Raw genomic sequence first — 16,748 nt, forward strand, 5'->3', positions numbered from 1 at the left:
CCATTTGAAAATTCTGGAGAATTTTAGATTATAACAAATAAAAGCACTAATATCTTATCCATTCTCAAAATTTAATTTCACTGCCCATCTGATAATATTCCGCTTATTTAAAATAAGATGTATTTCATCGTAACTGAATAATTCCTTTTCATGATTTACAATCATCAAATTTTAAAATTATGACATTGCAATTTTCATCAACGTTTTCCCATAGGCTATTAACATAAATAAAATTTTATCACTTTGTTAATTATTGTTTTTTTTAAGATATTTTTCACATATTCATTTTTAATAATATTTTCAAGGAGGTAATAATGAAGAAGGTTAAAAATATATTGATTGGACTATTAGTATTTAGCATTATTGCGTTATGCTTTATCTTTAACGGTCCCTTAGTTACCGAGGCCTCTAGTGATGATGAAAATAGTCGTCCCTATACACAATTAAAAAATACCACTAGTGATCCGGAAACTATTTACAGTGATAAATATCAAAAAAATATTTATCAGCAGATTAAAAAGATTAAACAAATAAATAATTACACTTTTAACAATCCCTTGTTAATTGAAAATCCTTATGGAACAAACACCACAGGAATCTATATGTATTTTACAACTGATTATCAATGCGTTGCGACATATACCATCAGTTGCGAAGGATACGAAGACTTCACCAGAACACTTAATACTAATAGTTTAAGCGGCTTTTCTAAAGAACATGAATATTTGCTAATCGGATCTATTCCCGATGCTAAAAACACTATTACTGTTACATTAACGGATACCAATGGCAAACAAGTTGATTCTATTACGTGGAGCTATCAAGCACCTAAATTATCAGGCGGTGATCAATATCTCAGCGTTGCAACTGAAAGTTATGATACTACATCAGCGCTAAGCAACGGTTTATACACCGTTTTAGGTAATGATGTAACCGAAGAAAATGATGAACAGACCTATATGCGATTATATGATAACGATGGCGTGATTAGAAGTGAAATTCCTATCATTTCATACCGCAGTCATCGAATTTTATTCGAAGATAATACTATGTATTTAAGTGTTTCAAGCACAAAGATCGTAGGAGTTGATCAAACTGGTTATGTTTCGACAATTTATTCTACTGGTGATTACAAATTGCATCATGACTATATTTTCGACAGTCAAAATAACTTAATTGTTTTAGCCAGTAAAAAGAATGCGGTAACTAGTGAAGATAAAATCATTATGATTGATCATAATACTAAAGCTATCACAGAACTTGTTGATTTAATTGAACTCTTTCCAGATTACTATAAAACTACCGCCAAGCCAGATTCTGCAGATGATTTAGATTGGATGCATATCAACTCACTTGAACTAGTTGGAAAAGATAGTTTGATCATTAGTTCACGAGAAACTTCAACAATTATGAAGTTAGATAATATTTATAGTAATCCAACAGTTGACTATATGATCGGTTCTAATAATTTCTGGCAAGAAAGTGGTTACGATGATTTACTTTTGACTAAGACAAGTGACTTTTCATTGCAGGCAGGACAGCACTGTGTTACCTATGTTGAAGATGCCACTCTTGCCAGCGGACAATATTATTTATATCTATATAATAATAATCTAGCAGTCAGTACAACTCGCAGCGATTATAATTGGAAAGAAGATGATAATTATCAAAATGTTTCTTACGATACTAAAAACGGTATTTCTTATTATTATAAATATTTAATTGATGAAAATAACCGTACTGTTTCTTTGGTTAATACAATCCCCGTTGATTACTCTGGTTATGTAAGCAGTGTCCAAGAACTTGATAACAATATTATTATTGATAGCGGAATGGCAATGTCATGGGGCGAATATGATCAATTTGGTACTTTGATCAAAAAATTCACAACAACCGGGGGCAAATTCGTTTATCGTGTCTTTAAATATGATTATAATGACTATTGGTTTCAATAACCCAATAGTCATTTTTTAATCTATGTATAGATATTTATCATATTTAATATACTAATTAATTTAAATAAAAAGAGCCTAAGCTCTTTTTATTTATTTTTCTAATGCCTGTTTTGCTAATGCTAGAGCACCACACACACCAGCATTATCACCTAAAGCAGGTGATACAATATAATCATCAATCTTATCCGTTAAAATTTCATCTTTTTGAATATATCCATTTAAGAATTCTCTTAAATATTTATGAATTAATGGGAACATTTGTTTTTGTTTTGAGACCCCACCACCTAAGATGATTTTCTTTGGTGAAATAACTAAAACATAAGTTGCTAGAGCCTGACCGATATAGTAAGCTTCTAAATCCCAAGCAGGATGGTCAGCCGGTAATTCAAAACCTTTTTTACCCCAACGTGCTTCAATTGCCGGTCCTGCTGCTAAACCTTCAAAACACGTACCGTGGAAAGGACATTTACCTGCATAAGTATCGTCTTCACGAACAATCATATTCATGTGTCCCATTTCTGGATGTAATAACCCATGAACTAAATTTCCTTCAACAATAGCACCACATCCAATTCCTGTACCAATTGTCATATACAAAGCACTGTCTAAACCTTTGGCTGCACCAAAATAAGCTTCACCTAAAGCAGCACCATTAACATCAGTATCGAATCCCATAGGAATATCATAACGTTCCTTTAAAGCACCCATGATATTAAAGTTACCCCATCCTGGTTTTGGTGTTGTTGTAATATATCCATAAGTTGGACTGTTTAAATCTGGATCGATTGGTCCAAAACATCCGACTCCAAGTGCCTCAATATCTTTTCCATCAAAAAATTTAAAAATATTCGCCATTGTTTCTTCTGGAGTTTCAGTTGGGAAAGAATCTCTTTCTATTACATTTCCAAATTCATCACCAATACAAACTACGAATTTAGTTCCTCCAGCTTCAATTGCACCTAATTTCATCTATTCTTCCTCCTCATTTTTACATTTCCATTATAGCTTAATTTACTATACAAATGAATAGTTTAAGTGCAAAAACAGAAACTTTTGACAAGATGTTTCATAAGTTTTCGTAAAATCATCAAATTCATGAAACTACGTTTCATCTAAAAAAATATAGATAGTATTAAACTATCTATATTTATCCGTATGTAATAATTTATTAGCGTTATCAATACGCTCTTGATTTGGTGGGTTAATTCCGTCTAATTGATAAGGAATCCCTAGTTCTTCCCATTTAAATACTCCTAGTGTATGATAAGGTAAAACTTCCACTTTCTTAACATTATTCAAAGTACTAATAAATTTATCTAATTCTGTTAAATATTCATCTTTATCACTGATACCCGGTACTAAAACATGACGAATCCAAACAGGTTTATTTATCGTACTTAAATATTTTGCCATATCTAAAATATTATCATTACCTTTTCCTGTTAACTCTTGATGCTGTGTACTATCAATATGTTTAAGGTCTACTAATAATAAATCTGTATATTTCATTAATTCATTAAATTTAGAAAAAAACGGTTCTTCTCTAGTAAAATTACCACCACTAGTATCAATACAAGTATTGATTCCTTCTTTTTTCGCTAATTTAAATAATTCAATTAAAAAATCAATTTGTAATAATGGTTCACCACCACTAACTGTAATTCCACCATCATTTCCCCAATAGCTCTTGTATTTAAGTGCTTTAGCAATTGCTTCTTGAGGTGTCATTTCCATTGTCGACTTAGCATTAGCCCAAGTATCTGGATTATGACAGAATTTACAGCGTAACGGGCATCCATGTAGAAAGATTATATAGCGTATTCCCGGACCATCAACTGAACCGAAACTTTCAATAGAATGTACAAAACCCTTGATTGCTGTTTCCATGTTAATCTCCTTTTTCATTAAAACAGCCTCTTTTAATTAAGAGGCTGTTGTTATGCTTATTTTTCAATAACTATTACATAGATTTATGGCAAGTTCTTGAAATAACATCCATTTGTTGTTCACGAGTTAAATCAATGAATTTAACTGCATATCCAGATACACGAATTGTGAAGTTTGCATATTCTTCTTTTTCTGGATGTTCCATAGCATCAATTAATTTTTCAGTTCCAAATACGTTTACATTTAAGTGATGAGCACCTTGTGCAAAGTATCCATCCATTACTTGAACTAAATTAGTTTTACGTTCTTCTTCATCATGACCTAAAGTATCAGGGCTGATTGTTTGAGTATTAGAAATACCATCTAATGCCCATTCGTATGGTAATTTAGCAACAGAATTTAATGAAGCTAATAAACCAGATTGTTCTGCACCGTAAGAAGGGTTAGCACCTGGTGATAATGGTTCACCAGCTTTACGTCCATCAGGTAATGAACCAGTAGCTTTACCATAAACAACATTAGAAGTAATTGTTAAGATAGAAGTAGTTGGTTCTGAATCACGGTAAGTGTGATGTTTTTTAAGTTTATTTAAGAATTCTTTTAATAACCATACTGCAATATCATCAGCACGATCATCATCGTTACCATAACGAGGGAAGTCTCCTTCAATTTCGTAATCAATTGCAATACCATCTTCATCACGAACTGTTTTAACTTTCGCATATTTAATTGCACTTAATGAATCTACTACATGAGAGAATCCAGCAATACCAGTTGCAAATGTACGTCTTACATCTGTATCAATTAAAGCCATTTCAGCTGCTTCATAATAATATTTATCATGCATATATTGGATTAAGTTAAGTGTATTTACATAAATATCAGCTAACCATTCCATCATTTGGTCATATCTTTCCATTACTTCTTCGTAATCTAAATATTCAGAAGTGATTGGACGATATTTTGGAGCTACTTGAGTTTTTGTTTTTTCATCGATACCACCATTGATAGCGTATAATAAACATTTAGCTAAGTTAGCACGAGCTCCGAAGAATTGCATTTCTTTACCAGTTTGAGTTGCAGATACACAACAGCAAATTGAATAATCATCACCCCATACAGGACGCATTACATCATCATTTTCATATTGTACTGAGCTAGTATCAATTGAAATCTTAGCTGCATATTTTTTGAAATTTTCTGGTAATGCAGCAGTATATAATACTGTTAAGTTTGGTTCTGGTGAAGGCCCCATGTTTTCTAATGTGTGTAAGAAACGGAAATCATTTTTAGTAACCATAGAACGTCCATCAGTTCCAAGTCCTGCAACTTCTAGTGTAGCCCATACTGGGTCACCAGAGAATAATTGGTTGTAAGAAGGAATACGAGCGAATTTAACCATTCTACATTTCATTACTAAATGATCAATTAATTCTTGAGCTTCAGCTTCTGTGATAATTCCAGCTTCTAAATCTCTTTCAAGATAGATGTCTAAGAATGTTGATACACGTCCAACTGACATAGCAGCACCATTTTGAGTTTTGATAGCAGCTAAATATCCGAAATATAACCATTGAACTGCTTCTTTAGCATTTTTAGCTGGTTCAGAAATATCGAAACCATAAGCTTCAGCCATTTTCTTCATACCATTTAATGCTTTAATTTGTTCAGCTAATTCTTCACGTTGACGGATAGTATCATCTCTCATTGATCCACTTCCGCAATGTGCTAAATCATTTTGTTTTTCTTCAATTAAGAAATCAATACCATATAAAGCAACACGACGATAATCACCAACGATACGTCCACGTCCATAAGTATCTGGTAAACCTGTGATGATTTTATTACGACGAGCTAATCTGATTTCTGGTGTATATACATCGAAAACCCCTTGGTTATGAGTTTTATGATATTCTGTAAAGATTCTTCCTAATTCAGGATCTGGTGTATATCCATAAGTTTCACAAGCTTGTTGTGCCATCTTGATACCACCATAAGGCATAAATGCTCTTTTTAAAGGTTTATCAGTTTGTAACCCTACAACTGCTTCTAAATCTTTAAGTTCTTCGTCAATATATCCAGCACCATAAGCAGTTAATCCAGAAACCACATGAGTTTCCATATCTAATACTCCACCTTTAGCGCGTTCTTCTTTTTGAAGTTCTTGTAATTTACCCCATAATTTATCTGTAGCTTCAGTAGGTCCAGCCAAGAATGATTCATCACCATCATATGGCTTGTAGTTATTTTGGATGAAGTCACGTACGTTCACTTCCTCTTTCCAAAGTCTACCTTTAAAGCCATTCCATTGATCTTTTTCTAACATGTTTCTTTCTTCCTCCTTGAAATTTAATAACTGTTAGTTAAGTTTCTTACTTAAGTTTTAAATAATAATCTGATGGATTTGCAAGGGATGTCATCAAGACTAATATTCTACTACTATCGTAATGCACTTACATAATAAGAATAACACACACTATATTTTGGAAAATAACTTTATTTTCCTTTGTTATCCACGACTGCATTATATTATAAATTGTTTTTATAATTCAAGTCATTTGCACCAAAAAAACAAATTATTTTCAACAAATTTTAATCATTTTTTAAGATATAATGAAACAGTTGTTTTGTTAGCGCTTACAAATACTTTTTTTAACTTTTAAAGATTTTTATTAATAAATTTAAAATAAACGAATATATTATATTACCACGATTTTATTATCTATTTAATAAAATAAAAATATTTTTACATTAAAAATTAAATCTATTAAATAGTAGATTTTTTTTTCAATTTATTATATAGTAATATCTAGTTGTTAGGAGGGTACAAAATGGATTTAACATTCAACACCAATACTGATTTTGATCAAACAAAAGTACTAATTACTAATATCATTAAAAATACTGCTGATGACTATGATTTATTTCTTTCAGAAAATTCAATCAATAATCTCTCAGTACATTTAACCATTGCAATTATCCGGATCAAATCAAATAATTATATTCCCATGAGTAACAGTCAAATCGCTTCATATAAACAAGATCATAGTTATCCATATGCAAAAATGTTATGCGACCGTTTAGCACGTGAATTTGAAATTGATTTTCCTGAAGCTGAGATTTCATTGGTTTCCATGTATCTATCAAAAAATCAAAAATTAGATTTAGAAATAAATTCTGGTTTTGATTTACTTGACGATCAAGTTTTTAAGATTTTAAGAGAAACAATGTATACAATTTATCAAGACTATCATAAAGACTTTAGAAATGATGATAAATTATTCGTTGCTATCGGTTTACATTTAGAACCAGCTTTAGAACGTCTTGCAAATGGTCAACTTGTTGAAAATCCTTTAAAAGAAAAAATAATCGAACGTCATCAAGAGGAATTTAATTATAGTAAGATTTTAAATGATGTTGTTAGACATGATTTAAATCTATCATTCGATGATGATGAATTAGCTTTTATCGCATTACATTTTGTTGTTGCTAATAATCGCATCGATGAATAAAATAAATATCTAAATAAAAATATCTTCATTTCGTTGTGCTTAGTCAGTTTTCTAACTAAACAGTAATAAATGAAGATATTTTTTATTTATTTAAAATAACCAACTCACTTATTCGTGTTATGAATTATTATTTTTAACCAATTTACATCCCGCACTAGTTCCAATTCTTGTAGCTCCTGCAGCTACAACTTTTTCCATGTCTTCAATTGTCCGCACTCCACCAGATGCCTTTACTTCTAAATCATCTCCAACAGTTTGTTTCATCAAAGAAACAGCTTCAGGTGTAGCCCCTCCTGTTGAAAAACCAGTCGATGTTTTAACAAATGTTGCTTGAGCTTCCTTAGCTAATTTACATACTGTAACAATTTCTTCATCGGTAAGAAGACAGGTTTCAATAATCACTTTTACACATTTACCCGCAGCAGCATCAACAACTGCCTTAATGTCATTAAAGACTAGATCGGTATTCCCATCTTTTAGTGCTCCAATGTTAATAACCATATCAATTTCATCAGCACCATTAGCAATAGCATCCTTTGTTTCAAACGCTTTAACGGTACTTGTATTAGCTCCTAAAGGAAATCCAATCACAGTACATACTTTAACATCACTATCAGCTAGAGCTTGAGCGCAATAAGCTACCCAGGTTGGATTAACACATACTGAAGCAAAGTTATACTCTTTTGCTTCATCAATAATTTTAGCAACCATTGCTTTAGTTGCATCAGCTTTTAATACAGTGTGGTCAATCATTTTATTATAATTCATCTTCATCTTCTCCTTTATAATATATTCTTTCAAGTGCCTCTTTAACAATTTGGCTATCACCAGGATAATCTACTTGTCCTACATCGAGTGAAATAAACTTTTCATGTCCCTTACCAAGAATCAAAATGATATCATCTTTACAAGCTATCTCGATTGCCTGTTCAATTGCAATCTGACGTGACTCGATAATTACACTATTAATATCGATAATTTCTTTTTGAATCGTTTTACAAATTTCATAAACATCTTCACCACGATCATCCAATTGTGTCAAAATAACATGATCTAAGTATCGATTCGCTAATTGCCCAAGTTCCTTACGTAATTTGTAATTACGCTTCCCAGGAGCCCCTAAAACCGCAATAATTCGCCCATGCCCTTGTCGAACTCCATCAACATATTCAAAAATAGCTTCATAATTACTAATGTGTTGACAATAATCAATAATAACTGCAAACTGTTGTTCTGTTTGAATCAGTTCCATTCGCCCTTCGATCGGTTTTACATTTTCAACTGCATCAATGACCATCTTATCATCACATCCCATAGCAATCAACACACCGGTTAAAGCCAAGACATTATAAATATTGAACATTGCGATTACTGGGGAATTAACATGAAAAGTATTTCCTTTAAATGAAATATCAAACTCACTATGATCTAAATGTAATTGAATATTTTTAGCCATAATATCACTTTCAATTTCAATTCCGTAAGTCAAAATGCGTCCTTGGGTATTATTTTTTAAAGTCATAAAATTTAAATCATCACTATTTAAAATCGCCCATCCCGTCGGTTTAATCATTTCAAATAATTTTTGTTTAGCTAAAACATATTGTTCCTTTGTTCCATGGAAATCTAAATGTTCAGCCCCAATATTAGTCATTACAGCAATATTAAAATTAATCCCGTCAACACGTCCTAAAGCCAAACCATGACTTGATGCCTCCATTGCAACAACTTTGACCCCAGCTCTATTCATTTCAAACAATTTTCGTTGCAAATACAGAGCTTCTGGAGTGGTATAAGGACATTCCTCTTTACGGCCATTATATTCTAACGAAATCGTTCCTATATATCCACTACTACAATATTTTGCCATAGCATCTTTAATCATTGAAGCAACTACCGTCTTACCACTGCTGCCAGTAACTCCGATAATTTTCATTTTATTACTTGGACAATCATAAAAAAGATTTGAAACACGATTAAGTTCTACTAAAGTATTCTCAACCCGAAAATAAATAATCTTATCATGGTAATAATTAAGATCTTTGGAATGAACGATTACTTTTGCACCCTGAAAAACAGCATCTTCAACATAACGATGTCCATCAACACTTAAACCTTCAATGCAAAAGAAAATCGAATAAGGTTTTACATATCTTGAATCACTATGAATTGAATAGATTTTCATATCGTTGTCAGTATCAAACAATTCATTTAAGCGTTTCATTAAACAACCCTTCCTTCCAAAATTTCATCATATTTATCAATTTTGATCGTTACGATCTCACCAATTAAATTATCAGCTGTTTTAACTTTAACTTTTAAATAATCACCAGCATGACCAATTAAATATTCTCCATCTCTTTTTTCAAATAAAACTTTTAAAGTTTTTCCAATCTGTTTTAAAGCAAACTCATGATTTAGCTCTTTCGATAACTGCAATAAACGATTAGCTCGTTCATGCTTAATTTGATCATTTACCTGATCTTTCATTTTAGCTGCTGGCGTATTTTTTCGTGGTGAATATGGAAAAACATGTAATTCACTATAATTAACTTGTTTAATAAAGTTATATGTTTCTTCAAACTCCTCGTCCGTTTCTCCAGGAAAACCAACTATTACATCTGTCGTAAAAGCAATATTTGGTAAATAACTGCGAATCTTATTAATTTTTTCTAGATATTCAGCTGTTGTATATTTACGATTCATCCGCTTCAAAGTAGCATCACTTCCAGCTTGTAAAGGAACATGTAAATGATCTACGATAATCTCATTTGAGCCGATTAAATCAATAATTTCATCACTAATTTGACTTGTTTCAATCGATGAGATTCTTAATCGCTTTAAGCCTTTGATCTTCACTAAATCTACTAGCAGTTCATAAAAACTATAGTCATCTAGATCCTCACCATAACCAGCTGTATGAATTCCAGTTAAGACAATTTCAACATATCCATTGTCAACTAGCCTTTGGGCTTGGTTTAACACACTTTCTTTTTGTCTTGAACGCACTCTTCCTCTAGCATAAGGAATAATACAATAAGTACAAAAATTATTACATCCATCTTGAATTTTTAAAAATGCCCGTGTATTTTTAAATCGATCAATATTTAGATCTTCAAACTTCCTTAGATTCATTACATTATCAACTTTAATGACCATTTCTCCAGTTTCCAAATGCTCATCAACATATTTGACTATATCACTACGGTATTGAGTTCCAAGAACAACACCAACACCTTCGATTTTTTCAATTTCCTCCGGGGCTGTCTGACTATAACACCCAACTACACAAATAGTCGCTTTAGGGTTCTTACGAATTGCCTTGCGAATCATTTGACGTGATTTACTATCACCCGTATTTGTAACTGTACAAGTATTGATAACATAAACATCAGCAACTTGTTTAAAGTCAACTTCTTGATATCCTGCTTCATTAAAAATCTTCAACATTGCGTTGGATTCATATGTATTTACTTTACATCCTAATGTATGAAATGCTACTGTCTTCATTTACTCACCTTTTTTAATTTCTTTATTAATTTTTTGTAGGTCTTATCACCAACAAATTTATTCTCATATAAAAACTCTAATATTTCTTCATCATCCTGACTATTAGCTAATTTAACCATTGCTTCCTTAATCAAATTAAGATTAGGGTATTCTTTTGTATATCGATCAATTAAATTAATTTCATTTGCAATACGATAATTTTGTCCATTAAATTGATATACCGTTTTAAAATCATCATGATAAAAATAATAACTTTCATCATCTTGACCAACCAGCTGCAACGATGAAAATTGTGAATTGTATGGTTGTATTCCATATAATTCAATAACTTTATCTATTGTTTTAGCATAACTATTTAAATAAACTTGATGTTGTTTTAGTGTTACTAATTGATAATCATTAGCATAATATCTGTTTATAAACGGTTCTAAATAAGGAATATAAATTATTTCTCCACTTTGATGATCTTGAAAACTTGGGAAATTATTAATTATCTTTTCTTCATCATGATTAAACATTTTTCTTTTTTCTTCATAATTCACATATTCAAAAATATCATAATTAGCTGCCATAAATTTATTATAACACTCATCAATCGCTATTTTTGTCCTAATTCCATTTAAAATAACTTCATATGCAAATAAATCTTCCGGTGTCTTTAGTTTATAATTAAAGCCTTCTCCTGCCAGCTCTTTATTACCACCAGTCACAAAATTATATAATCCTGTCTTATTTAATTTTATTTCATAACGATATTTATTTAATAAATCCAATATACTCATTATCCAATCTCCCTAGCATAACCAATTACACTTAAAAAATATAATGGAGCTGTTTCACTTCTCAAAATTCTTTTTCCTAGTGAACAAGCTTTAATTCCTAATTTATTCATCATCTCAATTTCATCAAGTTCAAAGCCGCCTTCACTTCCAACTACAATAGTAATTTTATCACCTGAAGATAATTGGTCTAATGTTTGTTTTAGCACCATATGTTCACCTTGTTTAGCAAGTTCTTCAAAAGCTACTAGATTATGATCACCTAAATATTGATCAAGCTGTTCTAGTTTGATTACATTAGTAATTTCTGGAATAAAATTACGCCATGACTGTTCTGCAGCCTCTTTTAATATTTTTCGATAACGAGTGATTTTTTTAGCAAACTTTTGCTCATCCATCTTTACTACGCAACGCTTTGTTTGAATTGGAACAATACGCTTGACACCAAGTTCTGTAGCTTTTTGTAATACTAATTCAAATTTATCCCCTTTGGGTAGAGCATAAACTAAAGTTATCTCGACATCTAATTCATTATTTTCTTCAAGCCGCTTATCAATTTTAACTAAACCTATCTCAATATCTTCAATTACGCCATAATATACTTGTCCAGCATTATCTATACAGATAATTTCATCACCATTTATATTTCGCATTACCTTTTTAACATGATGCAAATCATCATCCGGTAAAATTAGTTGTTGTTTACTTGTTAAATCTTCATTTATAAAATATCGTTGCATAATAGACCTCCGCTAACATTCTAACACGAATTATCGACAGAGAAAAGCAATAAACGACATCACTTTTTTTACTTTTTCTTCTATTTTTATCAGTATTAATTTAGTAAATTAAAAAGTTGATTTCCATAAGCAAAATGTAGTGAACTGAATAAGTTGGACCACAACTTATTCAGTTCACTACAAATATCACCTTTTTTAAATTATTATTGTCCCCTATTACAATTTCACAACTTGTTAAAACTCGATAGTCACTCGCTACCTATTCACGTAACTCTGGAATTATTTGTGGTTTGGCATTTTTACCAGTTATTTCTGTTTCTTTAGCAGAAATTTTTATCATTGCATTCTTTTCCGTCATAAATGATGACCCATCTGTTTCATTCGTTACTTTAGATAATAATTTAACTGTCTGAGTGTGAAGTTACCCTTTGCCATCTAATGATATCATAGCTCTCTTATCACTCCCTCCCAATAAAAAAACCAAATATAATTTTGCCTAAAAACACAAAAATATATCTGGTCTTACCTCTTCAAAGCAACAATCCTTCTATGGTATAAATATAACACGGAAATGAATATTATCAATATTTTTAGTGAAACCATTAATAAAAATATAATCCAATTTCAGTAAAATTTCAAATTAATTTTCCAAATTTTTCTACGATTTTATCCAAAAAATTATTTCCATAATCATAAAACTTTTGATGTTTGTAAGTTCTTTTAGAAAAAGACTTACCATACTCATGATTTAAACAATAACCAAAATATATTACACTAGAAATTAAATAAATTGAAATCAGCATGATTACTAAGCTGGCAAGCGGCCCATACAAAGCATTATATCGTGTATAATGATTGACAATATAGAAAAAGAATACTCCAATTAAAACAATGCATGCACTAGTAAAAGCAGCTCCAATCAAGCCATATGATAATGGTTTTTTTTCAAATGATAAATATCGATAAAAACAGTAAAATACAATAAATAAACCAGCCAACATAACAATTGTGCTGTTAATTGGTACTAAATAATTAAATAATGTTAATCCTACTAAACCAATTACTAACAAAACAAAAACTACGATAGCTTTAATTCGCACTAAAATCGCATAAGTATCAAAACCTTCATCAGTCATTGAAATCAACATAAAAGAATAAAAAGCATTACTCGCTAAATAAATAGAAAATCCCATTGAAATAATCAATGATACAAATGTTGTATATTCTTGTGACATTACATACTCAACAAAAGGTGCTAAAATTGTTTCAGGAACATAATCATATAGTAAATTAATTAAATTAGGCGCACTTAAAATATCCGTTTGAAAAACCTTTAAAAAAATAATCAGTGCCGGCAATAAAGCTAACAAAACACAAAAACTTAACGAATAACGAAACAAGTTTCCCTGGGGCGAAATAAATTTCATTACAACTCTTTGAAATCTTTCCATAATCCACCATCCCTCTTTATTGTTAACTATATCACAAAAATGCATACAAAAAAATAGTTAAAGGTGTTCAAAGAACACCTTTAACTTATTGAATCGCTAATTTAAAATCATCATCAAAGTCAACTAATACATGACTTCCATTTTTAATATCACCTTTAATCATTTCACGAGCAACCAATGTTTCGATTCGTGACTGAATAAAACGTTTTAGTGGTCGTGCACCAAATGTTACATCATAACCTTGTTCACTAATTACAGCTTTAGCTCTATCACTTACTGTAATAGTGATCTTTTTATCACTTAAACGATCAGATAGTTGTTTAATAAATTTATCAATAATTTTATTAACAACCGCTTGATCTAATGAGTTAAAATAAACAATCTCATCAATACGATTTAAGAATTCTGGTTTGAAATGTGCTTTCAATTCATTATCAACCGCTGCTCTTGTATCACTATTATTACCTTCTAATAAGTAATTTGAACCGATATTTGAAGTCATAATGATAATCGTATTTTTAAAGCTGACTAGATTTCCTTTAGAGTCAGTAATTCGACCATCATCTAACACTTGCAACAAGATATTAAATACTTCGGGATGTGCTTTTTCAATTTCATCCAATAAAACAATACTATAAGGATGACGACGCACAGCTTCTGTTAATTGTCCACCTTCTTCATATCCAACATATCCTGGTGGCGCTCCAACTAAACGAGAAACACTGAATTTTTCCATGTATTCTGACATATCAATTCTAACTATATTTCGCTCTGTATCAAATAATTGCTCAGCTAATGACTTAGCTACTTCTGTTTTACCAACTCCAGTTGGACCTAAGAATAGGAAACTTCCAATTGGACGATTTTCATCATTGATTCCTGCTCTTGATCTTAAAATTGCATCACTAACTTTTTCAATTGCTTCATCTTGACCGATTACCCGTACCTTTAACGCAGCATCTAACTTTAATAATTTTTCACGTTCAGATTCCATTAATTTATTCATTGGAATTCCTGTCCAGCGAGCAATTACTTCGCTAACTGTATCTACAGTGACCTTTTCTTGTAATAAGTCATCTTCTTTTTTAGAAGCTTCAAATTCTTTAATTTCTTTTTCGATTTGTGGTAATGTTTGATATTTGATTCTTGATGCTTCTTCCAAATTACCCTCTGTCTGATATTTATCCGTTAAAGCTTCTAATCTTACTTTTTGGTCTTTTAATTCTTTAATATGATCCAATGATTTCTTTTCTTCTTGCCATTTGTCAGTTAAACCTTTTACTTGTTCGTCTAAAGAAGCAATCCGACTTTTAATCTCATTTAAACGTTTTTCATTATCTTCATTTTTGTCTTCTTTTTCAATTGAAATTCGTTCCATTTCTAATCGATTTTTCTCACGTGTTATAACATCTAACTCTTCTGGTAATGAATCTATTTCCATACGAATAGAAGCACAAGCTTCATCGATTAGATCAATTGCTTTATCAGGTAAGAAACGGTCAGTTATATATCGTTGTGACATATTAACAGCACCAATAATTGCACTATCAGTAATTTGTACTCCATGATGTGATTCAAATGAATCTTTCAAACCACGAAGAATGGCAATTGTATCATCTTGATCTGGTTCATCAACTTGAACTTTTTGGAAACGTCTTTCAAGGGCAGCATCTTTTTCAATATACATCCGATATTCATCTAATGTTGTTGCTCCAATACAATGCAACTCACCACGAGCCAACATTGGCTTTAATAAGTTTGCAGCATCCATTGCCCCATCAGTTTTACCAGCACCAACTAATTGGTGGATTTCATCGATAAATAAGATAATATCTCCTTCAGCCTTCTTAATTTCATTTAAAACGGCTTTCAATCTTTCTTCAAATTCACCACGATATTTAGCTCCTGCAACTAGTGCTCCTAGATCTAATTCATATAGTGTTTTATTTTGCAGAGAAACTGGCACGTCATTTTTAAAGATACGCCAAGCTAATCCTTCAACTATTGCTGTTTTACCCACACCAGGTTCACCAATTAAAATTGGGTTATTTTTTGTTTTTCGTGATAAGATCTGAATCACACGACGAATTTCTTCATCTCGCCCAATAACTGGATCAAGTTTTCCATCGGCAACATCTTTTGTTAAATCACGTCCATATTTTTCCAATACTTCGTATTGGTTTTCAGGATTTTGATTATCGACCATATTTCCACCTCGCATTTCATCAATAATTTTCTTTACATTTTTCTTATTTAAATTATAACCATTTAATATTTCTTTTAACCAGCTACTATTTAATTCAAATAATGCCATAATTAAATGTTCTACACTTAGATATTCATCTTTAAAATTATGCATTTGCTTATCCGCTAAACTAAGCAGTTGATTCAAATCATATGAGATTCGAATACTATTTATATCCACATTACTTACAATCGGCTTACCTTGCAACCTTACGTTCAATTTATTTTGTAGATCGGCAATATTGACATTTGCCTTACTTAAGACTCGATATAATATACCTGCATTGTCTTCCAGCAAAGCTAATAGAAAATGCTCTACATCAACTACTTGATGACCCATTTCACTAGCCATTGTTATTGCTTTTTGAATTGCTTCTTGCATCTTGGCAGTCCATTTTTCAATATTCATGTCTATCACTCCTTTAGCACTCTATATCCCTAAGTGCTAATTATATTATACATCTCTTTTTAGCACTGTCAAGGTTAAAGTGCTAAAAAATTAAAATATTTATTTTTAAATCTACTTCTGTCTAGATGTAAAAAACTAGGGTTTGTCACCCTAGTTTAATCTAATATCCAATTATTATTTATCAAAATATCTGTTTAACAATCCTTCAAACGCTTTTCCATGACGTGCTTCATCACGTGCCATTTCATGCACTGTATCATG

Annotated in this window: 12 protein-coding genes; 2 read left to right on the forward strand and 10 right to left on the reverse strand. The window is 31.1% G+C overall.

All coding sequences use genetic code 11. From position 1 onward, the window contains the following. Positions 1-314: 314 nt before the first annotated feature. Positions 315-1,955 carry an aryl-sulfate sulfotransferase gene (locus KSU54_RS11285; protein ID WP_008792058.1) on the forward strand — a complete coding sequence of 547 codons (1,641 nt, stop codon included), beginning with the start codon at positions 315-317 and terminating at the stop codon, positions 1,953-1,955. Positions 1,956-2,045: 90 nt separating this feature from the next. On the opposite strand, the gene KSU54_RS11290 is transcribed toward KSU54_RS11285, so the two are convergent. The 3 genes from KSU54_RS11290 to pflB form a co-directional block, all read right to left on the reverse strand. Next, positions 2,046-2,924, reverse strand: a complete 879-nt coding sequence (locus KSU54_RS11290) for an ROK family protein (RefSeq protein WP_003534857.1) — start codon at positions 2,922-2,924, stop codon at positions 2,046-2,048. A 168-nt stretch (positions 2,925-3,092) separates the two neighbouring features. Then, positions 3,093-3,860 (reverse strand): pyruvate formate-lyase-activating protein, encoded by a 768-nt coding sequence (gene pflA, locus KSU54_RS11295; protein ID WP_003534859.1) that lies wholly within the window; start codon positions 3,858-3,860, stop codon positions 3,093-3,095. 55 nt (positions 3,861-3,915) lie between these two features. Beyond that, a complete protein-coding gene (gene pflB, locus KSU54_RS11300; protein ID WP_003534860.1) occupies positions 3,916-6,168 on the reverse strand; it encodes a formate C-acetyltransferase in 2,253 nt (750 codons plus the stop codon). Positions 6,169-6,673: 505 nt separating this feature from the next. Between pflB and KSU54_RS11305 the strand changes: the two genes are divergently transcribed. Further along, positions 6,674-7,354 (forward strand): BglG family transcription antiterminator, encoded by a 681-nt coding sequence (locus tag KSU54_RS11305; RefSeq protein WP_003534861.1) that lies wholly within the window; start codon positions 6,674-6,676, stop codon positions 7,352-7,354. 117 nt (positions 7,355-7,471) lie between these two features. Here KSU54_RS11305 and deoC read toward each other — a convergent pair whose 3' ends face one another. The 7 genes from deoC to clpB form a co-directional block, all read right to left on the reverse strand. Next, complete coding sequence (deoC, locus tag KSU54_RS11310) at positions 7,472-8,122, reverse strand: deoxyribose-phosphate aldolase (protein WP_117792545.1); 651 nt, start codon at positions 8,120-8,122, stop codon at positions 7,472-7,474. Further along, positions 8,112-9,578 (reverse strand): UDP-N-acetylmuramoyl-L-alanyl-D-glutamate--2,6-diaminopimelate ligase, encoded by a 1,467-nt coding sequence (locus KSU54_RS11315; protein WP_117792547.1) that lies wholly within the window; start codon positions 9,576-9,578, stop codon positions 8,112-8,114. The genes deoC and KSU54_RS11315 overlap by 11 nt, the downstream gene beginning before the upstream one ends. Then, positions 9,578-10,864: a tRNA (N(6)-L-threonylcarbamoyladenosine(37)-C(2))-methylthiotransferase MtaB gene (mtaB, locus tag KSU54_RS11320; protein ID WP_009299615.1), complete on the reverse strand. Its 1,287-nt coding sequence runs from the start codon at positions 10,862-10,864 to the stop codon at positions 9,578-9,580. Before mtaB ends, KSU54_RS11315 begins: the two co-directional genes overlap by 1 nt. Further along, positions 10,861-11,646 (reverse strand): hypothetical protein, encoded by a 786-nt coding sequence (locus KSU54_RS11325; protein ID WP_009008808.1) that lies wholly within the window; start codon positions 11,644-11,646, stop codon positions 10,861-10,863. The genes mtaB and KSU54_RS11325 overlap by 4 nt, the downstream gene beginning before the upstream one ends. Further along, positions 11,646-12,383 (reverse strand): 16S rRNA (uracil(1498)-N(3))-methyltransferase, encoded by a 738-nt coding sequence (locus tag KSU54_RS11330; RefSeq protein ID WP_003534869.1) that lies wholly within the window; start codon positions 12,381-12,383, stop codon positions 11,646-11,648. Before KSU54_RS11330 ends, KSU54_RS11325 begins: the two co-directional genes overlap by 1 nt. Positions 12,384-13,018: 635 nt before the next feature. After that, positions 13,019-13,834 (reverse strand): YihY/virulence factor BrkB family protein, encoded by an 816-nt coding sequence (locus tag KSU54_RS11335; RefSeq protein WP_008792063.1) that lies wholly within the window; start codon positions 13,832-13,834, stop codon positions 13,019-13,021. 85 nt (positions 13,835-13,919) lie between these two features. Beyond that, a complete protein-coding gene (gene clpB, locus KSU54_RS11340) occupies positions 13,920-16,487 on the reverse strand; it encodes an ATP-dependent chaperone ClpB (protein WP_008792064.1) in 2,568 nt (855 codons plus the stop codon). Positions 16,488-16,748 lie beyond the last annotated feature (261 nt).

It is taken from the genome of Erysipelatoclostridium sp. MSK.23.31, from assembly GCF_019125875.1.
Lineage (GTDB): Bacteria > Bacillota_I > Bacilli_A > Erysipelotrichales > Coprobacillaceae > Thomasclavelia > Thomasclavelia ramosa.

Excerpts from the sequence above, each read along its gene's own strand:
- KSU54_RS11285 (WP_008792058.1), top strand. The coding sequence starts at position 315 with ATGAAGAAGGTTAAAAATATATTGATTGGACTATTAGTATTTAGCATT.
- KSU54_RS11290 (WP_003534857.1), bottom strand. The coding sequence starts at position 2,924 with ATGAAATTAGGTGCAATTGAAGCTGGAGGAACTAAATTCGTAGTTTGT.
- deoC (WP_117792545.1), bottom strand. The coding sequence starts at position 8,122 with ATGAATTATAATAAAATGATTGACCACACTGTATTAAAAGCTGATGCA.
- pflA (WP_003534859.1), bottom strand. The coding sequence starts at position 3,860 with ATGAAAAAGGAGATTAACATGGAAACAGCAATCAAGGGTTTTGTACAT.
- mtaB (WP_009299615.1), bottom strand. The coding sequence starts at position 10,864 with ATGAAGACAGTAGCATTTCATACATTAGGATGTAAAGTAAATACATAT.
- KSU54_RS11315 (WP_117792547.1), bottom strand. The coding sequence starts at position 9,578 with ATGAAACGCTTAAATGAATTGTTTGATACTGACAACGATATGAAAATC.
- KSU54_RS11305 (WP_003534861.1), top strand. The coding sequence starts at position 6,674 with ATGGATTTAACATTCAACACCAATACTGATTTTGATCAAACAAAAGTA.
- KSU54_RS11330 (WP_003534869.1), bottom strand. The coding sequence starts at position 12,383 with ATGCAACGATATTTTATAAATGAAGATTTAACAAGTAAACAACAACTA.
- KSU54_RS11335 (WP_008792063.1), bottom strand. The coding sequence starts at position 13,834 with ATGGAAAGATTTCAAAGAGTTGTAATGAAATTTATTTCGCCCCAGGGA.
- KSU54_RS11325 (WP_009008808.1), bottom strand. The coding sequence starts at position 11,646 with ATGAGTATATTGGATTTATTAAATAAATATCGTTATGAAATAAAATTA.
- pflB (WP_003534860.1), bottom strand. The coding sequence starts at position 6,168 with ATGTTAGAAAAAGATCAATGGAATGGCTTTAAAGGTAGACTTTGGAAA.
- clpB (WP_008792064.1), bottom strand. The coding sequence starts at position 16,487 with ATGAATATTGAAAAATGGACTGCCAAGATGCAAGAAGCAATTCAAAAA.